A 22,274-nucleotide genomic window follows, 5' to 3' on the forward strand; every position below is an offset into this window, starting at 1 on the left:
TTCAGGTATTCAAATCCGGGTTAACAAACAGGTAAAGCGTCGATAGCAGGTCGCTCGCCAGCATGCCACGCATTCCGCTCTGGCGGGCCAGTACATCTGCGGCCGCGCCGTGAGCGACGCAGCCCGCGCAGGCAGCATCATACGGGGTAAGCTTCTGTGCCAGCAATGCGGCAATGATGCCAGATAGCACATCCCCCATACCGCCGCCGCCCATCCCGGCATTACCCACGTCTATAATCGCCAGGCTATCTTGATGAGCAACCAGCGTACCGGCTCCTTTTAAGACCACCGTTCCACCATAACGTTTTACCAGACGCCTGGCGGCAAGTAAGCGGTCACTCTCAATTTGTGACACAGCGCAATTAAGCAGCCGTGCGGCCTCGCCAGGATGGGGAGTTATCACGCGATTCTGACGTTTATCCGGATTGATTGCCAGAAGGTTGAGCGCATCCGCATCCCAAAGCATCGGTTTACGGCTGTTCTCCACTTTTTGTAGGGCCTTTTTGCCCCACTCCTGCTGGCCTAAGCCGGGGCCAATGGCAACCACGTCGGCCCATTCCAACGCCTCATCCAGCGATTCCGGCGTCAGCTCATGAACCATTAATTCCGGGCGAGCGGTCAGCAACGGCGCGATATTCTCCCGACGGGTAAGCACCCGAACCAGTCCTGCCCCGGCACGCAGCGCGGCCTCCCCGGCCATGCGGATAGCGCCCGCCGTGCCGTGGTCGCCGCCGATAATCACCAGCCGCCCGTTATCGCCTTTGTGCGAGGTTGGGCGCCTCGGGTTGATCCAGTCGGCAAGTTGCTGTGTATCGAAGCGCGCAATTGGAGGCTCCTGCCCGAGCAACCACGGCTCAAGCCCCAGAGCCGAATAATGCAGCCGGCCCACTACATCACGCGCTTTACCGGTCAGTAACCCCGGCTTCAGGGCGATAAAGGTCACGGTATCCTTAGCCTGGACAACGGCCCCCGGCGTTGCGCCGGTCTCAGCCAGCAGGCCAGAAGGAATATCCAGGGCAATAACCGGAGCAGGATGCTGATTAATACGCTCGATAAGCCGCGATATGTTTTCGCGCGGGGCGCTGGCCAGCCCGGAGCCGAGCAGCGCATCAACAATCAAATCAGTATCAGAAGGCCATGCCTGCTGCGGGTCGTGAGGAACGCCACCGGCGTTTAGCCAGGCCGCGCGAGCCTGGTGCGCCTCTTCCGGCAGAGGCTTGTCACTTTCTACCGCCAGCAAGGTGACATGAATGCCAGCGGCCTGAGCCAGACGAGCCACAACATAGCCGTCGCCGCCGTTATTGCCCTTGCCGCATACAACCAGCCAGTTGCGCGTCTCCGGGTAATGCTCCCGTGCGATTTGAAACGCCGCCTCACCCGCCCGCTGCATCAGTTCATACAGCGTCAGGCCGAGGCTGTCGGCAGCCTCCGGCTCGGCGTTACGCAGCCAGTCCGCTGGCCAGACTGAATGTGGTATACTTTTAGCGTACTTTTTCAGGTTATGGTCCGTCATGTCACAGCCCCTCGATTACAATCAATTAGCGCAAAACATCAAACTGTGGGGCGAAGAGCTTGGCTTCCAGCAGGTTGGTATTACCGATACCGACCTCTCCGCCAGCGAGCCGGAGCTGCAGGCATGGCTGGACAAGCAATACCACGGCGAAATGGACTGGATGGCCCGCCACGGCATGATGCGCGCCCGCCCGCACGAACTGGTGCCCGGCACGCTGCGGGTGATTAGCGTGCGCATGAATTACCTTCCCGCCAACGCGGCTTTCGCCTCTACGCTAAAAAACCCGCAGTTAGGTTACGTCAGCCGCTACGCGCTGGGCCGTGACTACCATAAAGTTTTGCGTAACCGCTTAAAAAAGCTTGGGGAAATGATCCAGACCCACTGTTCCACGCTGAATTTTAGACCTTTTGTTGACTCAGCGCCGCTTCTTGAGCGCCCGCTGGCTGAAAAAGCCGGGCTGGGTTGGACAGGTAAGCACTCACTTATCCTCAACCGCGAGGCAGGATCGTTCTTTTTCCTCGGCGAGCTGCTGGTTGATATCCCGCTCCCGATCGATAAACCGGTGGAAGAAGCCTGCGGCCGCTGCGTGGCATGCATGACGATTTGCCCGACGGGGGCCATCGTTGAACCCTACACGGTGGATGCCCGCCGCTGCATCTCCTACCTGACGATTGAACTTGAAGGTGCTATCCCGGAGGAATTCAGGTCGCTTATCGGCAACCGCATTTACGGCTGCGATGACTGCCAGCTTATCTGCCCGTGGAACCGCTACTCGCAGCTTAGCGATGAGGACGATTTCAGCCCGCGTCGCGCCCTGCACGCCCCACAGCTAACCGAACTGTTCGCCTGGAGCGAGCAGCACTTCCTGCGGGTGACAGAGGGATCGGCCATTCGCCGCATTGGTCATTTACGCTGGTCGAGAAATATTGCGGTTGCGCTCGGCAATGCCCCCTGGGATGAGGCTAATCTTGCCGCACTTGAACAGAGAAAAGGTGAGCACCCACTTCTGGATGAGCATATTGAATGGGCGATTGCGCAACAAATAGCCAGGCGAAGCGAGCAGGCAGTGGAAGTTCAGTTGCCGAAGAAACAGAGGCTGGTCAGGGTCATCGAAAAGGGGCTGGTGCGCGACGCGTGATATGTCCACAGCGTGTGCATAACATTCAAAAACGCTTTGTCATTCAAGCGTCAAAATTTCCGCAAGTATTACATTAATATTTCGAAATTAAATTATTTCTATAAAAATCAACGAATTAAAATATTAGTGTAAAAAATATTACATTCGTAGCATAGCGAAAGGCGCAGACAATCCTGTGGATAAGTCTGTTCACAATAATATTGCAGAGTCACAAAATGCCATCCCCGACGCATGCTGGGCGCTGTGGATAATTTGTACTTGAAAGGAAAAATTTGGAGCGGGAAACGAGACTCGAACTCGCGACCCCGACCTTGGCAAGGTCGTGCTCTACCAACTGAGCTATTCCCGCTTGGGTGGTGCGTGGCTGTAAAAGCCAATCAAATTTTGGAGCGGGAAACGAGACTCGAACTCGCGACCCCGACCTTGGCAAGGTCGTGCTCTACCAACTGAGCTATTCCCGCTTGGGTGGTGCTGGCTGTGAAAGCCAAATCAAATTTTGGAGCGGGAAACGAGACTCGAACTCGCGACCCCGACCTTGGCAAGGTCGTGCTCTACCAACTGAGCTATTCCCGCTCTGTGTATCTCTGCAATTTCTGCATCGGTACGGGAGGCGCATTATACGAGAATTCGTTTTTGTCGCAAGCCCTGAAACGTTTTTTTTCTCGTTTTTTATCTGACTGCCGATTAAATCGCCAGGATGATTATTTTATCATCTCATGTGGCTATTTTCCCCTCACCTTTCGGCAAGGGGACTGTTTTTAAAGCTTAATAAAATTCTCGCGATAATAAGCAAGTTCCGCCACCGACTCGCGAATATCATCCATCGCCTGGTGCGTACCCTGTTTTTTAAAGCCCGGCAAAATTTCTGGCTTCCAGCGGCGAGCCAGTTCTTTCAGCGTGCTGACATCGAGGTAACGGTAGTGGAAATATGCCTCCAGCTCCGGCATGTATTTGAACAGGAAGCGGCGATCCTGGCCGATACTGTTACCGCAGATAGGCGAGGTATTCGCAGGCACCCATTGTTTAAGAAACTCCAGCGTCGCCAGTTCAGCCGCATGGTCGTCAAACGAGCTGGCCTTCACGCGCTCCACCAGGCCGCTGGCGGTGTGGGTACGAACGTTCCAGTCGTCCATCAACTCAAGCTGCTCGTCGGACTGGTGTACCGCGATGGTCGGCCCCTCCGCCAGAATATTCAGGTTGGCATCGGTCACCAGGGTAGCAATCTCAATTATGCGATCCCGCTCGGGGTCCAGACCGGTCATTTCTAAATCAATCCAAATCAGATTGTTTTCGTTTCCACTCATGCTATTTTCCACCCTTCTTGTGCGTCGCCCACCCTTGACGATGGGTTAATTCGTATAAAATAGTGTGTATCATAGAGGTTTTGCCCACCAGGGGCGACCAGGAGCCAGTACGCTTGAGCAAAAATAAACTCTCCAAAGGCCAGCAGCGCCGCGTTAACGCGAACCATCAGCGTCGTCTGACAAAAACCGTGGAGAAAGCCGATTACGACGACGCCCAGTTTGGTGAGCCGCGCGAAGGCACGGTTATCAGCCGCTTTGGCCAACACGCGGACGTAGAGTCCCATGAAGGCACGGTCCACCGCTGCAACATTCGTCGCACCATTCGTTCGCTGGTTACCGGCGACAAGGTGGTCTGGCGCTTAGCGAAAGAGGCGGCAGAAGGCGTCTCGAAAAAAGGCATTGTCGAAGCGGTTCATGAACGAACCTCGGTTCTGACGCGCCCTGACTTTTACGATGGCGTAAAACCCATCGCGGCAAATATCAACCAAATCATTATTGTTTCGGCTATTTTGCCGGAACTCTCGTTGAACATTATCGACCGCTACCTCGTCGCCTGCGAAACCCTCGACGTTGAGCCTCTGCTGGTCCTGAATAAAACAGACCTGCTGGACGAAGACGGCCTGAAGTGGGTCAACCAGCAAATGGATATCTATCGCAAGATTGGCTATCGCGTACTGATGGTGTCCAGCTACAAAGCGGAAGGCCTTAAAGAGCTGGAAGGCGAGCTGGTTGGCCGCATCAGCATCTTTGCCGGTCAGTCTGGCGTCGGCAAATCCAGCCTGCTTAATAACCTGCTGGGCTTCATCGACAAGCAAATTCTGGTGAATGATGTTTCCGACGTCTCCGGCCTCGGACAGCACACCACCACCGCATCACGCCTGTACCATTTCCCGGGCGGCGGCGACGTTATCGACTCGCCGGGCGTGCGTGAATTTGGCCTGTGGCACCTTGAGCCTGAACAAATCACCCACGGATTTGTCGAATTCAATGATTATTTAGGCCGCTGCAAATACCGCGACTGCCGCCATGATAACGATCCGGGCTGTGCCCTGCGTGAAGCCGTCGAGCGCGGCGAGATAGCGGAAACACGCTTTGAAAACTACCACCGCATTCTGGAAAGTATGGCGCAGGTAAAAACGCGTAAAAGCTTTTCTGAAACTGACGACTGACAATTAAGCTGGGCATCGCTAGAATCGCCCCCTTTTCTGTATCAGCCCGACCATCAGGGCATTTAGCCAGGAGGCTATTTTGTTAGACAACATTAAACTTTCGCTTCAATACATTCTGCCAAAACTGTGGCTGACTCGCCTGGCAGGCTGGGGCGCAAGCAAACGTGCTGGCTGGCTGACCAAGCTGGTCATCGACCTGTTTGTGAAATACTACAAAGTTGACATGAAAGAGGCGCAGAAGCCGGATACCGCCGCTTACCGCACCTTTAACGACTTCTTCGTACGCCCGCTGCGAGATGACGCTCGCCCGCTGAATACCGACCCGAACGTACTGGTGATGCCTGCCGACGGCGTAATCAGCCAGCTTGGCAACATTGAAGAAGACAAAATCCTGCAGGCAAAAGGCCATAACTACAGCCTGGAAGCTTTGCTTGCAGGCAACTACCTGATGGCAGACCTGTTCCGCAACGGCAGCTTTGTTACCACTTACCTGTCTCCTCGCGATTACCACCGCGTGCATATGCCGTGCAACGGCATCCTGCGTGAAATGATCTACGTTCCCGGCGACCTGTTCTCCGTAAACCATCTGACCGCGCAAAACGTTCCGAACCTGTTTGCCCGTAACGAACGCGTAATCTGCCTGTTCGACACAGAATTCGGTCCAATGGCGCAAATTCTGGTAGGTGCTACCATTGTTGGCAGCATCGAAACCGTTTGGGCCGGCACCATTACGCCGCCGCGCGAAGGCGTTATCAAGCGCTGGACCTGGCCTGCAGGTGAAAGCGAAGGCTCCGTTGCGCTGCTTAAGGGCCAGGAAATGGGCCGCTTTAAGTTAGGCTCTACGGTGATTAACCTGTTTGCGCCGGGCAAGGTAAACCTGGTCGAACAGTTGAAGAACCTCTCCGCGACTAAAATCGGCGAAGCGCTGGCCGTTTCTACCGCACCGGTTGTCGAGCCTGAAGTGCCGGTAAGCGAAATTCCTGCCGACGTTGTCGCCTCTGATGAAGCGCCCAACGTTCAGGAAGAAGATAGCCGCAAAGACTAACCGCTCTCTATTTCGAGTTTTAGCAAGGTAACTGACGTGCGCCTGATTATCACTATTCTGATGGCCTGGTGCCTCAGCCTGGGGGCGTACGCAGCTACCGCCCCCGACGCAAAACAAATCTCTCAGGAACTGGAGCAGGCTAAGGCCGCCAAGAATACGCCAAACCAGGCGGAAATCGTCGAGGCTCTCCAGTCCGCTCTCAACGCGCTGGACGAACGCAAAGGTTCGCTCGAGCGCGCCGAACAGTATCAGCAGGTCATTGATAACTTCCCCAAACTGTCGCAAAACCTGCGCAAGCAGCTGACCAACCTGCGGGATGAACCCGATGAAGTGCAGCCCGGAATGTCCAGCGACGCGCTCAACCAGGAGATCCTGCAGGTCAGCAGCCAGCTTCTGGATAAAAGCCGTCTGGCGCAGCAGGAACAAGAACGCACCCGCGACATTAGCGACTCTTTAAGCCAGCTGCCGCAGCAGCAAACCGAGGCGCGACGCCAGCTTAACGATATTGAACGCCGGGCAGGCACTCAGACAGGCGGCGGCTCGCCGCTCTCTCAGGCACAGCATTTCTTCCAGCAGGCTGAGTCCGCACGCCTGAAGGCGCTGGTCGATGAACTAGAGCTGGCGCAGCTTTCCGCTAACAATCGCCAGGAGCTTTCGCGCATGCGCGCCGAGGTGGCGCAAAAGCAAAGCACGCAGCTGGACGCTTATCTTCAGGCGCTGCGTAATCAGCTGAACAGCCAGCGCCAGCGTGAAGCCGAGCAGGCGCTTGAAAGCACCGAGCTGCTGGCAGAAACCAGCGCTAACCTGCCGCCGGAAATCGTCGAGCAGTTCAAAAACAACCGTGAACTCTCCCAGGCCCTGAACCAACAGGCCCAGCGGATGGATCTCGTTGCCTCCCAGCAGCGGCAGGCCAACAATCAAACCCTACAGGTACGCCAGGCGCTTAACACGCTGCGCGAGCAGTCCCAGTGGCTGGGGGTTTCAAACGTGCTGGGTGAAGCGCTACGCGCCCAGGTTTCGCGCCTGCCGGATATGCCAAAACCGCAGCAGTTAGATACCGAACTGGCTCAGCTGCGCGTCGAACGCCTGCATTTTGAAGATCTGCTGAACAAGCACGCCCAGCTGCGCCAGGTCCGCCAGGCGGACGGCAGCCCGCTGACGGCAGAGCAAAACAAAATTTTGCAGGCTCAGCTACGCACCCAGCGCGAATTGCTCAACTCTCTTTTGCAAGGTGGCGATACCCTGATCCTCGAGCTAACCAAGCTCAAAGTCGCGAACAGCCAGCTGGAAGACGCGTTGAAAGAAGTTAACGAAGCGACCCACCGCTATCTGTTCTGGACATCAGACGTCAGCCCTATGGGCATTAGCTGGCCGCTTGTTCTGGTGCAGGATCTGCGCCGTCTGATCTCGCTGGATACCTTCAGCCAGTTGGGTAAAGCGGCGGTGATGATGGTCACCAGCAAAGAGACGCTGCTGCCGCTGTTTGGCGCATTAATCCTGGTGGGCTTCAGCATCAGCTCTCGCCGTCACTTCACCGCATTTCTTGAACGTTCCAGCGCAAAAGTCGGCAAAGTTACCCAGGATCACTTCTATTTGACGCTGCGAACGGTGTTCTGGTCAATTCTGGTCGCGTCCCCGCTGCCGGTGTTGTGGGCCACCCTGGGTTATGGCCTCCAGGAGGCCTGGCCGTACCCGATTGCGGTGGCAATTGGCGACGGCGTGACCGCCACCGTGCCGCTACTTTGGGGCGTGATGATTTGTGCCACCTTTGCCCGCCCTACCGGTTTGTTTGTGGTGCATTTTGGCTGGCCGCGCGAGCGTGTAGGCCGGGCAATGCGCTATTACATTCTGAGCATCGGGCTGATTGTACCGCTGATCATGGCGCTGATTATGTTCGATAACCTCAATGACCGGGAGTTCTCCGGCTCGCTGGGCAGGCTGTGCTTCATCATGATTTGCGGGGCGCTGGCTATTGTCACCCTGAGCCTGAAGCGGGCCGGGCTGCCGCTCTACCTCGACAAACAGGGCAACGGCGAAAACATCGTCAACACCATACTGTGGAACCTGCTGATAAGCGCTCCGCTGTTTGGCATTCTGGCGGCCGCTGTCGGCTACCTGGCTACGGCGCAGGCGCTGCTGGCCCGCCTGGAAACCTCGGTGGCTATTTGGTTCCTGCTGCTGGTGATTTACCACATCATCCGCCGCTGGATGCTGATTCAGCGCCGCCGTCTGGCGTTCGACCGCGCCAAACATCGCCGGGCCGAAATTCTTGCCCAGCGCGCACGAGGTGAAGAAGAGACGGCACACGCCAACAGCACCGAAGGTTCAGTGGAAACAGTGGACGAGCCGGAGGTCGATCTTGATACCATCAGCGCCCAGTCGCTGCGCCTGGTGCGTTCGATTCTGACGCTGATAGCGCTGCTGTCGGTGATTGTTCTGTGGTCGGAAATCCATTCTGCTTTTGGCTTCCTCGGCAACATCACGCTGTGGGACGTCACTTCCACGGTGCAGGGTGTGGAAAGCATTGAGCCAATTACGCTTGGTGCGCTGCTGATTGCCATCCTGGTGCTGATTATTACCACTCAGCTGGTACGTAATATGCCTGCCCTGCTGGAACTGGCTATCCTGCAGCACCTGGATTTAACGCCGGGCACCGGCTACGCGATAACCACCATCACCAAATATCTGCTGCTGCTGATAGGCGGCCTGGTGGGCTTCTCAATGATCGGTATCGAGTGGTCGAAACTGCAATGGCTGGTTGCCGCACTCGGTGTCGGCCTCGGTTTTGGCTTACAGCAAATCTTCGCCAACTTCGTCTCCGGCCTGATTATCCTGTTTGAGAAGCCGATCCGCATCGGCGATACGGTTACTATTCGCGACCTGACGGGAACTATCACGCGTATTAATACGCGCGCCACCACCATCAGCGACTGGGACCGCAAAGAAATCATCGTGCCGAATCAGGCGTTTATTACCGAGCAGTTTATCAACTGGTCGCTTTCGGACTCGGTAACGCGTGTGGTATTAACCGTGCCAGCGCCTTCCGAGGCCGACACTGAAGAGGTTACGGAGATCTTGTTGCAGGCCGCACACCGCTGCTCTCTGGTGCTGGAGACGCCGCAGCCTGAAGCCTTCCTGGTCGATCTCCAGCAGGGTATTCAGGTATTTGAGCTGCGTATACATGCCGCTGAAATGGGCCACCGTATGCCGCTGCGCCACGAGATCCACCAGCTGATTCTGCAGGGCTTCCGCGAACATAATATCGAGATGCCGTTCCCACCGTTCCAGATGCGTCTGGAGAGCCTCGGCGGGCAGCGTAGCACCAAAGCAATTAAGTCCGCGGGAAGAGCCGGCAGAACGCCGGGCAGCCTGTAACAGAAGAGAAAACGCGTTGGCAAAACCAACGCGTTTTTTTTATTTCAGCAGCTTAGGCAGTTCGCGCAGGCACCAGGCTTTTGCCTCACCCATGCTGTCACGCCGCCAGGCCATGATGATATCAATTTCGTTGCTGTATTCCGGGCTAACCACCCGCAGACGCCCCTCGGCAATATCCTGCTCAACCAGCGGATAAGGCATGGTTGCTACGCCCAGCCCGGCCAGCAGCGCCAGCCTTTTTTCCTCTATCGAGCTGACCGTCAGGCGCGGCTGTTTATCCAACAGGCGTACCGTCAGCACCGGCCTTTCACGGGCGGTATCCGCCACCGCAACGCCGCGATACTTCACCCGCGTAACGTCAGAGAGCGGCTCCGGCTCCTGGTGAATCGGGTGATCCGGCGCGGCAACATACACGCTCATCACCTTATAGAGCTTACGGGAGTTTATCTCCGACGAGCTGCGGAAGTGCATATCCGGGGCGATCACGATGTCCGCACGCCCCTGCTCCAGCCGCTCCCAGGCACCGGCCAGTACCTCGGTAAAGATAGACAGCTGAGTATCGGCTTTCTCCGCCAATTTACTCACCAGCGGGAACAGCTTCTCGGTTGGCACCAGCGCCTCGGTGACAATTGTCAGATTCGCCTCCCAGCCTCGCGCCAGCGCCTCAGCGTCCGTCGTTAGCTTGTCAGCCGCCTCCAGCAGAACCCGACCACGTTCAAGCAGCATACGCCCGACGTTGGTGAATTTAGTGCGGTGGCCGGAACGGTCAAATAGCACCACATCCAACTCTTCTTCCAGCTTTTGCATGGTGTAGCTCAGGGCTGACGGAACGCGCCCCAGCTCGTCGGCTGCGGCGGCAAAACTGCCCCGTCTGTCAATTGCATCCATGACTCTTAACGCTTCCAGCGTCAACGCCCTTTCTTTTGCCATCTCGTTCTCATTCAGGAAATTTGAACATACCGAGCAGATTAACTGGCTAACAATGAAGCGTCCAGACCCTTACCATGGGTTTAGTGTAAAGAGAGGTCAAGAATTATGATTACGACAAGAACAGCCAAACAGTGTGGTAAAGCTGACTACGGATGGCTGCAGGCTCGCTACACCTTTTCTTTTGGACATTATTTCGACCCGAAACTGCTGGGCTACGCCTCCCTGCGCGTGCTCAACCAGGAAGTTCTGGCTCCCGGCGCGTCGTTTCAGCCGCGCAGCTACCCTAAGGTAGACATCCTCAATCTGATCCTGGAAGGGGAAGCGGAGTACCGCGACAGCGAAGGTAACCATGTGCAGGCAAGTGCGGGGGAAGCCTTGTTGCTTTCAACCCAGCCCGGCATCAGCTATAGCGAGCATAATATCAGCAAAGATAAGTCGCTGACCCGCATGCAGCTCTGGCTGGACGCCTGCCCGGAACGCGAAAATCCACTGGTGCAGAAGATCCCGCTCAGCGGCGCATCACACCAGCTTATCGCCTCCCCGGACGGGGACAATAACAGCCTTCAGCTGCGCCAGCAGGTGTGGGTGCATCACATCGAAATGCAGAAAGGTGAGCAGCTAAGCTTCCAGCTGCACGGCCCGCGCGCCTACCTGCAGTCGATTCACGGCACGGTACACGCCGTTACGCCTGCGGAAGAAAAGGAAGGCTTAACCTGCGGCGATGGGGCATTTATTCGCGATGAGGCGAATATTACTTTGGTGGCAGATACGCCGCTGCGAGCGTTGCTGATTGACTTACCAGTCTAGATTTAATCCACTCTGCCCCTCTCTCCACGCCCGTTTCGGAGAGGGGGTTAGCGTGGAGGATATCGGATTACGAAAGCCGATTAACCCTCGTCTCGCCCCGCTCAATCCCCAGTTCATACAGCGTAAACGAAGTATGCTTCTCAATTAGCTTTGCCAGTTCCGGCGAGTGGCTGGTGAGCCAGATTTGCGTGTAGCGGCTCGCCTCGGCTATTAGCCGCGCCAGGGCCGGAAGCATTTGCGGGTGGAGGCTGTTCTCCGGTTCGTTGAGGGCAATAAACTGCGGCGGACGCGGGCTAAGCAAGGCCACCGTCAGGCAAAGAAAACGCAGCGTCCCGTCGGAGAATTCTGCGGATTCCAGCGGGCGATTAATGCCGTGGCGGTTCATCATCATCTGGAAGCGGCCGCCGGCGTTGTCGCAGAAAAATGCGCACTCCGGGAATGCCTCACCCAGCACGGTAAACAGCAGTTCGCTATCGCCAATCTCAACGATCGTCTGGAACGCTGCGGCAAGGTTTAAGCCATCGCCTGCAAGTACGGGCGAACGGTATCCAACCTGTGGGAGCCGCAGTCCCGCCCCCTTCGAAATATCGAACTCATGGTAGAAACGCCAGTTGCGCAGCGTTTCGCGTGCGCTGGAGACTTCAGGGTACAAATGCGGCTCGCCAAGCTGGCCAAAAAGCGACTCATTTTCGTACAAAGAGGCGGCGTGCGTGACCTTTTCGCCATTAACATCATTGAGAAAAACTGACTGATTTCGACGATGCATAATCGATGCGGAAGGGCGACGTCGGTAGCCGCTAAGCCAGATTTGTTCTTCTTTAACAATAGGATCGAGATCGAACATCGTGGGGTAAGGCAGCTTGTCGGGGAAGCCAACCTGTAGCTCATACTCAAAAGAGTCAGTTTCTACCGCCAATGTCATCCTGCGTGGAGCGCTGGCATAGCCACGCGCCCGCTCACCGGCCCACATCACTTTCTGGATCCCTCCCTCATCGGATAGCCAATGAGAAAGCTGCCCGGTGCCCGCGCCGTGGATCAAATGGATCGCCTTATAAATATTCGACTTGCCGCAGCCGTTGGGGCCAAACACCACGTTCAGGCGCTCCAGATCGATAGAAAGCTTGCGCACGGAACGGTAGTTGTCGATATACAGGGATTTGATCATGGCTCTGCCTGCGTAGTGGGCTCAGAGCGGTATTATGACAAATGCCTGACAAAGCGCATCAGTTTCGAAGTTCACAAAGCAAAACGCCCCGCCAGCTTTCACTGGTGGGGCGTCTCTGAATGGTTGAAGCTGACCGATAAGCCGGGTTCTGTCGTGGACAGTCATTCATCTAGGCCAGCAATCGCTCACTGGCTCAAGCAGCCTACCCGGGTTCAGTACGGGCCGTACCTTGTGAACCCCTATTTGGCCTTGCTCCGGGTGGAGTTTACCGTGCCGCGAGCTGTTACCAGTCGCGCGGTGCGCTCTTACCGCACCCTTTCACCCTTACCTGATCCCGCTTGCGCGGGCCATCGGCGGTTTGCTCTCTGTTGCACTGGTCGTGGGTTTCCCCCCCAGGCGTTACCTGGCACCCTGCCCTATGGAGCCCGGACTTTCCTCCCCTCCGCCCGTCTCCCCCCGAAGGAGGACGACGACGAAGCGGCGACTGTCTGGTCAGCTTCGGCGCGCAGTATAGAGGGTTTCGCCCCCCCTGTCACGCGGCCTGACTACGGGTGAGGGTTACTCGCCAACCAGCACCACATCAATGCCGCCTTTACGCAAAGCGTTAAGGCTTTCGGCCGGAATACCTTTATCGGTTATCACCCGATGAATACGCTGGGTATCAATGATTTTATGCAGGCTGGAGCGGTTAAATTTGCTGGAGTCCGTTACCACAATAATACGCTCAGCCACTTCGCACATTTTACGGTTAAGCCTTGCTTCATCTTCGTTGTGGGTGCTCACGCCGCGCTCCGGATCGATAGCATCCACCCCGAGAAACAGCATATCGAAATGGTAGTTCTGCAATGATTGCTCCGCACAGTCGCCGTAAAACGACTGGGACTGGCGCCGCAGATGCCCGCCGGTCATTAACAGCTCAACACCTTCCGCTTCGAGCAGCGCATTAGCTACGTTGATGCCGTTGGTCATCGCAATAACATCTTTATGCTGGCGCATCAGGCGCGCTATTTCATAAGTTGTTGTACCTGAATCAAGAATCACCCGAGATCCTGGCGTAATCAGATCTGCCGCCACTCTGGCAATGCTGCGCTTGAGGGAGGTATTGAGCGAGCTTTTGTCTTCCACAGAAGGCTCCGCTGCCATGCTGCCCGGCTCGCAAATAAGCGCTCCGCCATAGGCACGCATTGCGATGCCCTGCTTTTCCAGAAAGGCCAGATCGTTACGGATAGTCACGGTAGACACGCCGAAAAATGACGACAAATCATTAACCTGTACGCTTCCCTGCTGGCGGAGACGCTGAATAATCTGCTCGCGCCGTTCGCTGGTGCCGGGGATACGTTTATCCGTCGCCGAATCGCTGTTGCTCATAGGAGATCCTTTCTATATATCTTTCGTTTCATTTCTCTTTGCCTATTAACACCTTTCTTTTAGCGGAAAGCAAGTCCCTGGAATCGGCACCATCTGCCATTTTTACTGCAACCCCACCCTTTCATTATGTTTCTTTTGCGAAACAGATCTCAATTCCATTATCTTTCTTTTTATTCTCAAACCACAATAAGGCACGATTAAATGAAATGAATCGAAAGAAGTTGTTTTAATCAATCGCTGCGGAGAGGAAAGTGAAACAATTAACCGAGTTTGTAGCTAACCACAAAAAGAACAAGCATTGCGGAGTTTTCGCGGTTTGTTCCGCCCATCCGCTCGTTCTCGAGGCGGCGATGCGTCATGCCCGCGAAGCGGACGCAGACTTGCTGATTGAAGCGACTTCAAATCAGGTTGATCAATACGGCGGCTACACGGGAATGACGCCAGCAGACTTCTGTGGGTTTGTTTACCGCCTGGCTGAGCAACATAACTTCCCCCACGCCAGGATTATCCCTGGCGGAGACCACCTTGGCCCGAATCGCTGGCAAAACCGCCCGGCCGAAGAGGCAATGGCTCACGCCGAAGAGTTGATTCGCACCTACGTGGCCGCAGGATTTAAAAAAATTCACCTCGATTGCAGCATGTCCTGTGCCGATGACCCCGTTCCGCTAACCGACGAACTCGTCGCAGGCCGTGCGGCCAGGCTGGCGGTGATAGCCGAGCAAACCTGCATTGAGCACTTTGGAAAGTCGGACCTGGTGTACGTCATAGGCACCGAAGTCCCGGTTCCCGGCGGCGCTCATGAAACCCTGGCTGAACTGGCCGTAACCTCGCCACAGGCGGCAAAAAAGACCCTGGAAGCCCACCGACATGCTTTCGAACAAAGCGGGCTTAGCGGCCTGTGGCCACGCATCATCGGCCTGGTAGTCCAGCCCGGCGTTGAGTTCGACCACACCCAGGTCATTGACTATTGCCCGGAGAAATCCCAGCCGCTAAGCAAGATGATAGAAGCCTCGGAAACCATGGTTTTTGAAGCCCACTCGACCGATTACCAGACGCCGCAGGCCCTGTCCCGGCTGGTTGAGAACCACTTCGCAATACTGAAAGTCGGCCCTGCGCTCACCTTTGCACTGCGTGAAGCCCTGTTCTCCCTCTCGGCCATCGAGCGAGAGCTGCTTCCTGCCCACAGATGCTCGGGCCTAAGGGACGTACTGGAGACGGTTATGCTGGACAACCCGGCGCACTGGCAGCAGCACTATCACGGTAAAGGCGATGCCCTGCGGCTCGCTCGCGGCTACAGCTATTCTGACCGGGTGCGCTACTACTGGCCGGATCGTGATATCGATGAAGCCTACGACACGTTGGTAAAAAATCTCGCGAATGAACCTATCCCGCTGCCGCTGATCAGCCAGTACCTGCCTCTTCAGTACGCAAAAGTGCGTGAGAGCCAGCTATCAGCCACACCTCACGAGCTGATAATCGACCATATTCAGGATGTGCTGCGCCAGTACCATGCGGCCTGTCATGGCGAAATGTCTTCTGATTAACACAATGATAATAAGGAAAATAACATGCCAAACATTGTTTTAAGCCGCATTGATGAGCGACTGATCCACGGCCAGGTTGGCGTGCAGTGGGTTGGGTTTTCCGGCGCTAACCTGGTGCTGGTAGCCAATGACGAAGTCGCCGAAGACCCCATCCAGCAAAACCTGATGGAAATGGTGCTGGCCGAAGGCATTGCGGTACGTTTTTGGCCGCTGCAAAAAGTTATCGACAACATTCACAAAGCCGCAGACCGCCAGAAAATTCTGCTGGTCTGCAAAAGCCCGCAGGACTTTTTAGCCCTGGTCCAGGGCGGCGTTCCGGTCCAACGCATCAATGTCGGCAACATGCATTACGTCGAAGGTAAGAAACAGGTCGCCAAAACCGTCTCGGTGGATGAACAGGACATTGCCGCTTTCTCCGGCCTTAAGCAGGCCGGGGTGGAGTGTTTCGTTCAGGGCGTTCCCACAGAATCGGCTCAGGATCTCTATAAACTTCTCTGAGGTATTTGCTATGGAAATCAGCTTACTACAAGCGATAGCGTTAGGTGTCCTGGCCTTTATTGCCGGGCTGGATATGTTCAACGGCCTGACGCACATGCACCGCCCGGTTGTGCTTGGCCCGCTGGTTGGCCTGATTCTGGGGGATTTACACACCGGTATTCTCACCGGCGGCACCCTTGAGCTGGTCTGGATGGGGCTGGCTCCGCTTGCCGGTGCCCAGCCGCCTAACGTCATTATCGGGACGATTGTCGGCACCACTTTCGCCATCACTACCGGCGTGAAGCCCGAAGTTGCCGTCGGCGTTGCCGTGCCGTTTGCGGTGGCGGTGCAAATGGGGATAACGTTCCTGTTCTCTATCATGTCCGGGGTAATGGCTCGCGCCGACCGCATGGCGGCAAACGCGGACACCAGAGGCATAGAGCGAATCAACTACCTGGCCATGCTGGCTCTGGGCATCTTCTATTTCCTGTGCGCATTTTTACCGATCAACTTTGGCGCAGAACACGCCAAAGCGGCCATTGACATGCTGCCGGCCCGCTTGATTGACGGCCTCGGCGTTGCCGGCGGGATAATGCCCGCTATCGGCTTCGCCGTGCTGCTAAAAATCATGATGAAAAACGTCTACATCCCCTACTTCATTATCGGCTTTGTCTGCGCAGCCTGGCTCAAACTACCGGTTCTGGCGATTGCTGCGGCAGCGCTGGCGATGGCTTTAATGGACCTGATGCGTAAAGACCCGACTCCCCCGCAGCCTTCCCGCGCCCAGCAAGAGGAATTTGAAGATGGCATCTGATACCCAAACTCTGCCTCAGGCCACTGAAACAGAAACCGTCATCACCGGCGGCAACGATAATATTTATCAGGATCAGACCATTGGCGCTGAGCTGACGAAGAAAGACATTAACCGCGTAGCGTGGCGCTCCATGCTGCTTCAGGCTTCGTTTAACTACGAACGTATGCAGGCCTGCGGCTGGCTGTACGGCCTGCTGCCTGCCCTGAAAAAAATCCATACCAACAAACAAGATCTCGCACGAGCCATGAAGGGACACATGGGGTTCTTTAACACTCATCCATTCCTCGTGACCTTCGTTATCGGCATTATCCTGGCTATGGAGCGTTCAAAGCAGGATGTAAACAGTATTCAGAGCACTAAAATTGCCGTTGGCGCACCGCTCGGCGGGATAGGCGACGCCATGTTTTGGTTAACGCTGCTGCCAATATGCGGCGGCATCGGTGCCAGCCTGGCCTTACAAGGATCTATTCTTGGCGCCGTGATATTTCTCGTGCTGTTTAACGTGGTTCACCTCGGCCTGCGCTTTGGGCTGGCGCACTATGCTTACCGCATGGGTGTTGCGGCCATTCCGCTTATCAAGGCCAATACCCGCAAGGTAGGCCATGCCGCTTCCATTGTCGGGATGACGGTAATTGGCGCCCTGGTTGCCACCTATGTTCGCCTGTCCACCACGCTGGAAATTACCGCCGGGGATGCCGTCGTCAAGCTTCAGACGGACGTTATCGACAAGCTGATGCCCGCGTTTCTTCCGCTGGTTTACACCCTGGTGATGTATGCCCTGGTTCGCCGCGGCTGGAGTCCTTTACGGCTTATTTGCATCACCGTCGTTCTGGCGGTCGTCGGGAAATTCCTTCACTTCCTGTAAGAGAGAGGAAAGCACATGCTAAGCATAATTGTCAGCGGGCACGGAAGCTTTGCCAGCGGTCTGGAGCAGGCAATGAAACAGATCCTGGGCGAACAGCCGCAAATTATCGCCATCGACTTCCCGGAAACGTCATCCACCGCGCGGCTTACCGGCCAGTTTGAAGAAGCCATTAACCGCCTTGACGAGCGCGAGGGGCTAATTTTTCTGACTGATTTGCTCGGCGGCACACCGTTTCGTGTGGCCTCCACCCTGGCGCTTGAAAGGCCCGGGCGCGAAGTCATTACCGGCATTAATCTTCAATTGCTTCTGGAAATGGTGCTGGAGCGAGAAGGCCTGAACAGCAGCGAATTTCGCCAGATGGCGCTCGAGTGCGGCCACCGGGGCTTAACCAGCCTGGTTGATGAGATGGCACGCCACCGCTCGGTTGAGGCCGCTGGAGAAGGCATATGACAGGGCAGTATTGATCTGCCATAAGCCGATTTCGATTAATAAAAGCGTCCCCCTATAGCGCTTTCAATGTGTACCACTTTGGTCTGCGGCCTGCTCCGTCGCAGACCTTTTCTTTCCTTTCCAAAAATCCATCACTCCAATAAAAACCATTATTAATTAAAGAGATAAACAAAACGCTCAATATAGATCACGATTTTCGTTTTATTTCTTTTTTGATGTTGATCTTATACTTTCCTTTCTATACATTTCCTTTTAAGCAGGCAACTCATTAAGTGAAATGAAACGAAAGGTAGTCATGCGCACATGAGCTGACACCTGACCACGCAATACTAAGGAACACGTCATGAGCGAAACCCCGGCAGTCGCCGTCAGCGGCAGCACCACCTGGACAGAAAGAGAGATCCGCCAGCAGCCCGCCAGTTGGATCAGATCGCTACAGCAGATCGCTCGCTTACGCGAACAAATCGACGCTTTCCTTGCGCCGCTGCTGGTAAAAGAAGATCTAAAAATTGTGCTTACCGGCGCGGGAACCTCCGCTTTTATTGGCGATATTATTGCTCCCTGGCTGTCTCGCCATACCGGAAAGAACTTTGTCGCTATTCCCACCACGGATTTAGTCACCAACCCGCTGGATTACCTCTCGCCCGGGCAGAACACGCTGCTGGTCTCTTTTGCCCGCTCCGGCAATAGCCCGGAAAGTGTGGCGGCGGTTGACCTGGTGAATCAGTTGGTGCGGCCCCGCCATCATCTGATGATTACCTGCAATGAAGCCGGCAGCCTTTACCGTAATGCCTTACACGACGAGCGATCTCTGCCGCTGTTGATGCCGGCCGAAACCCACGACCGCGGGTTTGCAATGACCAGCAGCATCACCACCATGATGGCCAGCTGCCTCGCGGTATTTGCCCCGGATATTATCAACTCCTCTTCATTCCAGGACGTGGCGCACCGCTGCGCTCAGATAATCGAATCGCAGGGGGACTTCAGCGAAATGCCGTTTGGCGACCAGCCATATCAGCGCGTGGTTTATCTCGGCAGCGGAGGTTTACAAGGCGTAGCCCGCGAAGCCGCGCTGAAAGTTCTGGAACTTACGGCAGGCAAACTGGCCGCGTTTTACGACTCGCCAACCGGCTTCCGCCATGGCCCTAAATCGCTGGTGAATAACGCAACTCTGGCAGTCGTGCTGATTTCAAGTGACCCATATACAAGGCTGTACGACCTGGATCTGCTGGCCGAACTGCGCAGGGATCGACTGGCAATGCAGACCATCGCGATTTCAGCCGTCAGCAGCCCGGAGATCGAAGCAGGGCCGCATATCCTGCTGCCCGCCGCCAGGGAGTTTCTGGATATCGAACAAGCGTTCTGCTTCCTGATGTATGCACAAATTTTTGCCCTGACCGCATCGGTTAAAGCAGGTATTACCCCGGATACACCTTCCGCCAGCGGCACCGTAAACCGCGTGGTGAAAGGCGTAGTGATTCATCCCTGGAAAGGCTGAGAGGTTACCCATGAGCATTATCTCCACTAAATATCTGCTTCAGGACGCACAGGCCAGGGGCTACGCGGTACCGGCTTTTAATATCCACAATGCCGAGACTATTCAGGCGATTTTAGAAGTCTGCAAAGAGCTGAACTCGCCGGTTATCCTTGCCGGTACGCCGGGCACTTTTAAACATATCGCTTTCGAAGAAATTTATGCGCTTTGCGAGGCCTATTCCGAGAGCTACGGCATTCCGCTGGCGCTGCATCTTGATCATCATGAAACGCTGGCGGATATCACCCGCAAGGTTAACGCGGGCGTACGCAGCGCCATGATCGACGGCAGCCACTTCCCGTTTGCCGAAAACGTGAAGCTGGTGAAATCGGTAGTGGATTTTTGCCACCGCTTCGACTGTAGCGTAGAGGCCGAACTCGGCCGGCTTGGCGGCGTTGAAGACGATATGGATGTCGATGAGGAGAGCGCCTTCCTGACCGATCCGCAGGAAGCACGGCGCTTTGTTGAACTTACCGGTGTAGATAGCCTGGCCGTCGCCATTGGTACCGCCCACGGCTTGTATACCAAACGCCCAAAAATCGACTTTAAGCGGCTGGGGGAAATCCGGGAAGTGGTCTCCGTGCCGCTGGTTTTACACGGCGCCAGCGATGTTCCGGATGAATTTGTTCGCCGCACCATTGAGCTGGGCGTCTGCAAAGTGAATGTGGCAACGGAACTCAAAATCGCCTTCGCCGCCGCGGTCAAAAAATGGTTTGCCGATAACCCGGAAGGCAATGACCCGCGCTACTACATGCGCGTCGGCATGGACGCAATGAAAGAAGTGGTGCGCAGCAAAGTCGCGGTTTGCGGCTCAGCCAATAAATTGCTGCCGGAACCAGAAGCCGCTCTGTAACCTCGCAACGCTAAGGACCTCTGATGAAGACAATAATAAAAAGCTCTCTACTCCTCATGCTGATGAGCAATGCCGCGCTGGCGGCGCAATACCAGCTGGATAACAACAATCTGGCGATAACGTTTGATGATGCAAACTCTGCGGCGGTAGTGAAAGACAAGCTGTCCGGGCATAAACTCGCGCCCGTTGAGCTATTTTTTATGACGCTGCCCGATGAAAAGGTCATTCATACCGCTGACTTTAAAATCAAAAATGTCAGCAAAAAAGACGATGCCATTCAGATAGATTACGAGCATGACGATTTTGCCGTCAGCGTAGTGTTCAAGGTATTAAAAGGAAAATACGCCGCTATCGACTATACCTTGCAGGCAAAGGGCCAGCCGCGCGACGTCGCTAAAATAACCTTCTTCCCAACCAAGGGGCAGGCTCAGGCACCTTACGTCAACGGCGCAGTCAACAGCTCGCCGATTGTGGCCGACAGCTTCTTTATGCTGCCGCAAAAGCCCATCGTGAATACTTACGCCTACGAAACCACCACTAACCTTAACGTCGAGCTAAAAACCCCGATTAAAACCGACGCGCCCGTTACCTATACCACGTATTTCGGAACCTTTGAGGCCACCGACCAGCTTCGCCGCAGCTTTAATCAGTTCATTAACGTTATGCGTCCGCGGCCTTACCAGCCCTATCTGCATTACAACAGCTGGATGGACATCGGCTTCTTTACGCCCTACAGCGAGAAAGACGTTCTCACCCGTATGGATGAATACGCCCGTGAGCTGATTAATAAACGCGGCGTTAAGCTGGACGGCTTCCTGCTCGATGATGGCTGGGACGATCTCACCGGTAAATGGCTATTTGGCCCGGCATTTAAACACGGCTTCAGCGCCGTTAAAGAAAAGGCCGACAGCATGCATACCTCAATCGGCCTGTGGCTCTCGCCGTGGGGCGGTTATAACAAACCTCGCGACGAACGCGTCTCCAACGCCAAAGAGAATGGTTTTGAGACGGTAGACGGAAAATTCGCCCTTTCCGGCCCCAACTACTTCCGCAACTTTAACGAGAAGATAATTGGGTTAATCAAAAACGAGCACATTACCTCGTTCAAGCTCGACGGCATGGGCAACGCCAACTCTTATATCAAGGGCAGCCCCTTTGCCTCCGACTTCGATGCGTCTATCGAGCTGATTAAGAACATGCGCGCGGCCAATAAAGACCTGTTTATCAACCTGACGACCGGCACCAACGCCAGCCCGTCCTGGCTATTTTATGCCGACTCCATCTGGCGACAGGGCGACGATATTAACGTCTACGGCAAAGGCTCTCCGGTACAGCAATGGGTAACCTACCGCGACGCTGAAACTTATCGCTCTATCGTGCGAAAAGGCCCGCTGTTCCCGATAAGCTCATTGATGTATCACGGTATTGTCAGCGCCGAGCATGCCTACTTTGGGCTTGAGAAGATCCAGACAGACGGCGACTTCGCCGACCAGACCTGGAGCTATTTTGCTACCGGCACCCAGCTGCAAGAGCTGTATATTACGCCGTCGATGCTGAACAGCGCCAAATGGGACACGCTGGCTAAAGCGGCTAAATGGTCGCGGGAAAATAGCAACGTGCTGGTAGACAGCCACTGGATAGGCGGCGACCCAACGCAGCTTGAGGTTTATGGCTGGGCGTCCTGGAGCAAGGAGAAAGCGATTTTTGGGCTGCGTAACCCATCCGATAAGCCGCAGAGCTACTATCTGGACTTGAGTAAAAGCTTTGAAGTACCGGACGGCGAGGCCACACGCTTTACGCTAAAAGCCGTTTATGGCGATAACGCAACGCTCACGGGAGATTACAGTAAACCGCTGATTGTGACGCTGAAGCCGCTGGAAACGCTGGTGGTTGAGGCTACGCCGGTAAGGTAATAGTGCCCCG

18 protein-coding genes, 3 tRNA genes and 1 other RNA gene are annotated in these 22,274 nt (G+C 55.4%); 13 read left to right on the forward strand and 9 right to left on the reverse strand.

From position 1 onward, the window contains the following. Position 1 precedes the first annotated feature (1 nt). Positions 2–1,513: a bifunctional ADP-dependent NAD(P)H-hydrate dehydratase/NAD(P)H-hydrate epimerase gene (gene nnr, locus FOC35_RS06600; protein ID WP_172568487.1), complete on the reverse strand. Its 1,512-nt coding sequence runs from the start codon at positions 1,511–1,513 to the stop codon at positions 2–4. Here nnr and queG point away from each other — a divergent pair. Beyond that, entirely contained in the window at positions 1,512–2,651 is a 1,140-nt protein-coding gene (queG, locus tag FOC35_RS06605; RefSeq protein ID WP_016517608.1) for a tRNA epoxyqueuosine(34) reductase QueG, read from the forward strand. The two genes, nnr and queG, sit on opposite strands and share 2 nt — an antisense overlap. Before the next feature lie 273 nt (positions 2,652–2,924). Here queG and FOC35_RS06610 read toward each other — a convergent pair. The 4 genes from FOC35_RS06610 to orn form a co-directional block, all read right to left on the reverse strand. Next, a tRNA-Gly gene (locus FOC35_RS06610) sits at positions 2,925–3,000 on the reverse strand. A 36-nt stretch (positions 3,001–3,036) separates the two neighbouring features. Beyond that, positions 3,037–3,112, reverse strand: a tRNA-Gly gene (locus tag FOC35_RS06615). A gap of 36 nt (positions 3,113–3,148) precedes the next feature. After that, positions 3,149–3,224, reverse strand: a tRNA-Gly gene (locus tag FOC35_RS06620). A gap of 185 nt (positions 3,225–3,409) precedes the next feature. Beyond that, the gene (gene orn / locus FOC35_RS06625; RefSeq protein WP_172568488.1) at positions 3,410–3,955 is read right to left on the reverse strand and encodes an oligoribonuclease; all 546 of its coding nucleotides are present in this window, start codon (positions 3,953–3,955) and stop codon (positions 3,410–3,412) included. A gap of 113 nt (positions 3,956–4,068) precedes the next feature. Here orn and rsgA point away from each other — a divergent pair, with 113 nt between their 5' ends. From rsgA to mscM, 3 genes are all read left to right on the forward strand, one after another. Beyond that, on the forward strand, positions 4,069–5,124 hold the full coding sequence (gene rsgA / locus FOC35_RS06630) for a small ribosomal subunit biogenesis GTPase RsgA (RefSeq protein ID WP_039897842.1): 1,056 nt from the start codon (positions 4,069–4,071) through the stop codon (positions 5,122–5,124). A 79-nt stretch (positions 5,125–5,203) separates the two neighbouring features. Then, entirely contained in the window at positions 5,204–6,169 is a 966-nt protein-coding gene (gene asd, locus FOC35_RS06635; RefSeq protein ID WP_016517603.1) for an archaetidylserine decarboxylase, read from the forward strand. A 36-nt stretch (positions 6,170–6,205) separates the two neighbouring features. After that, a complete protein-coding gene (mscM, locus tag FOC35_RS06640) occupies positions 6,206–9,544 on the forward strand; it encodes a miniconductance mechanosensitive channel MscM (RefSeq protein WP_172568489.1) in 3,339 nt (1,112 codons plus the stop codon). A 39-nt stretch (positions 9,545–9,583) separates the two neighbouring features. On the opposite strand, the gene FOC35_RS06645 is transcribed toward mscM, so the two are convergent. Further along, on the reverse strand, positions 9,584–10,474 hold the full coding sequence (locus tag FOC35_RS06645; RefSeq protein ID WP_016517601.1) for a LysR family transcriptional regulator: 891 nt from the start codon (positions 10,472–10,474) through the stop codon (positions 9,584–9,586). A 105-nt stretch (positions 10,475–10,579) separates the two neighbouring features. Between FOC35_RS06645 and FOC35_RS06650 the strand changes: the two genes are divergently transcribed. Further along, positions 10,580–11,281, forward strand: coding sequence for a pirin family protein (locus tag FOC35_RS06650; protein WP_172568490.1), 702 nt, complete (start codon positions 10,580–10,582; stop codon positions 11,279–11,281). Between the two features lie 67 nt (positions 11,282–11,348). Here FOC35_RS06650 and FOC35_RS06655 read toward each other — a convergent pair whose 3' ends face one another. The 3 genes from FOC35_RS06655 to FOC35_RS06665 all read right to left on the reverse strand — a co-directional run bounded on the left by FOC35_RS06655 (position 11,349) and on the right by FOC35_RS06665 (position 13,814). Further along, positions 11,349–12,446 carry an AAA family ATPase gene (locus FOC35_RS06655; protein WP_172568491.1) on the reverse strand — a complete coding sequence of 366 codons (1,098 nt, stop codon included), beginning with the start codon at positions 12,444–12,446 and terminating at the stop codon, positions 11,349–11,351. Between the two features lie 121 nt (positions 12,447–12,567). Then, positions 12,568–12,946: RNase P RNA component class A (rnpB, locus tag FOC35_RS06660), an RNA gene on the reverse strand. Between the two features lie 58 nt (positions 12,947–13,004). Further along, on the reverse strand, positions 13,005–13,814 hold the full coding sequence (locus tag FOC35_RS06665) for a DeoR family transcriptional regulator (protein ID WP_016517598.1): 810 nt from the start codon (positions 13,812–13,814) through the stop codon (positions 13,005–13,007). 251 nt (positions 13,815–14,065) lie between these two features. Between FOC35_RS06665 and kbaZ the strand changes: the two genes are divergently transcribed. The 8 genes from kbaZ to FOC35_RS06705 all read left to right on the forward strand — a co-directional run bounded on the left by kbaZ (position 14,066) and on the right by FOC35_RS06705 (position 22,264). Continuing rightward, the gene (gene kbaZ, locus FOC35_RS06670) at positions 14,066–15,358 is read left to right on the forward strand and encodes a tagatose-bisphosphate aldolase subunit KbaZ (RefSeq protein ID WP_172568492.1); all 1,293 of its coding nucleotides are present in this window, start codon (positions 14,066–14,068) and stop codon (positions 15,356–15,358) included. 24 nt (positions 15,359–15,382) lie between these two features. Next, a complete protein-coding gene (gene agaV, locus FOC35_RS06675) occupies positions 15,383–15,856 on the forward strand; it encodes a PTS N-acetylgalactosamine transporter subunit IIB (RefSeq protein ID WP_016517595.1) in 474 nt (157 codons plus the stop codon). A gap of 10 nt (positions 15,857–15,866) precedes the next feature. After that, positions 15,867–16,649 (forward strand): PTS N-acetylgalactosamine transporter subunit IIC, encoded by a 783-nt coding sequence (agaW, locus tag FOC35_RS06680; protein WP_016517594.1) that lies wholly within the window; start codon positions 15,867–15,869, stop codon positions 16,647–16,649. Beyond that, the gene (agaE, locus tag FOC35_RS06685) at positions 16,639–17,514 is read left to right on the forward strand and encodes a PTS N-acetylgalactosamine transporter subunit IID (protein ID WP_172568493.1); all 876 of its coding nucleotides are present in this window, start codon (positions 16,639–16,641) and stop codon (positions 17,512–17,514) included. Before agaW ends, agaE begins: the two co-directional genes overlap by 11 nt. A 15-nt stretch (positions 17,515–17,529) precedes the next feature. Beyond that, positions 17,530–17,964 carry a PTS galactosamine/N-acetylgalactosamine transporter subunit IIA gene (agaF, locus tag FOC35_RS06690; protein WP_172568494.1) on the forward strand — a complete coding sequence of 145 codons (435 nt, stop codon included), beginning with the start codon at positions 17,530–17,532 and terminating at the stop codon, positions 17,962–17,964. Positions 17,965–18,307: 343 nt separating this feature from the next. After that, the gene (locus tag FOC35_RS06695) at positions 18,308–19,462 is read left to right on the forward strand and encodes an SIS domain-containing protein (protein WP_172568495.1); all 1,155 of its coding nucleotides are present in this window, start codon (positions 18,308–18,310) and stop codon (positions 19,460–19,462) included. Positions 19,463–19,472: 10 nt separating this feature from the next. Then, the gene (gene kbaY / locus FOC35_RS06700; RefSeq protein ID WP_016517590.1) at positions 19,473–20,351 is read left to right on the forward strand and encodes a tagatose-bisphosphate aldolase subunit KbaY; all 879 of its coding nucleotides are present in this window, start codon (positions 19,473–19,475) and stop codon (positions 20,349–20,351) included. Between the two features lie 23 nt (positions 20,352–20,374). Next, positions 20,375–22,264 (forward strand): enterotoxin, encoded by a 1,890-nt coding sequence (locus tag FOC35_RS06705; RefSeq protein ID WP_172568496.1) that lies wholly within the window; start codon positions 20,375–20,377, stop codon positions 22,262–22,264. Positions 22,265–22,274: the final 10 nt, after the last annotated feature.

The sequence above is a fragment of the Cedecea sp. FDAARGOS_727 genome (genome assembly GCF_012273235.1).
GTDB lineage: Bacteria > Pseudomonadota > Gammaproteobacteria > Enterobacterales > Enterobacteriaceae > Cedecea > Cedecea davisae.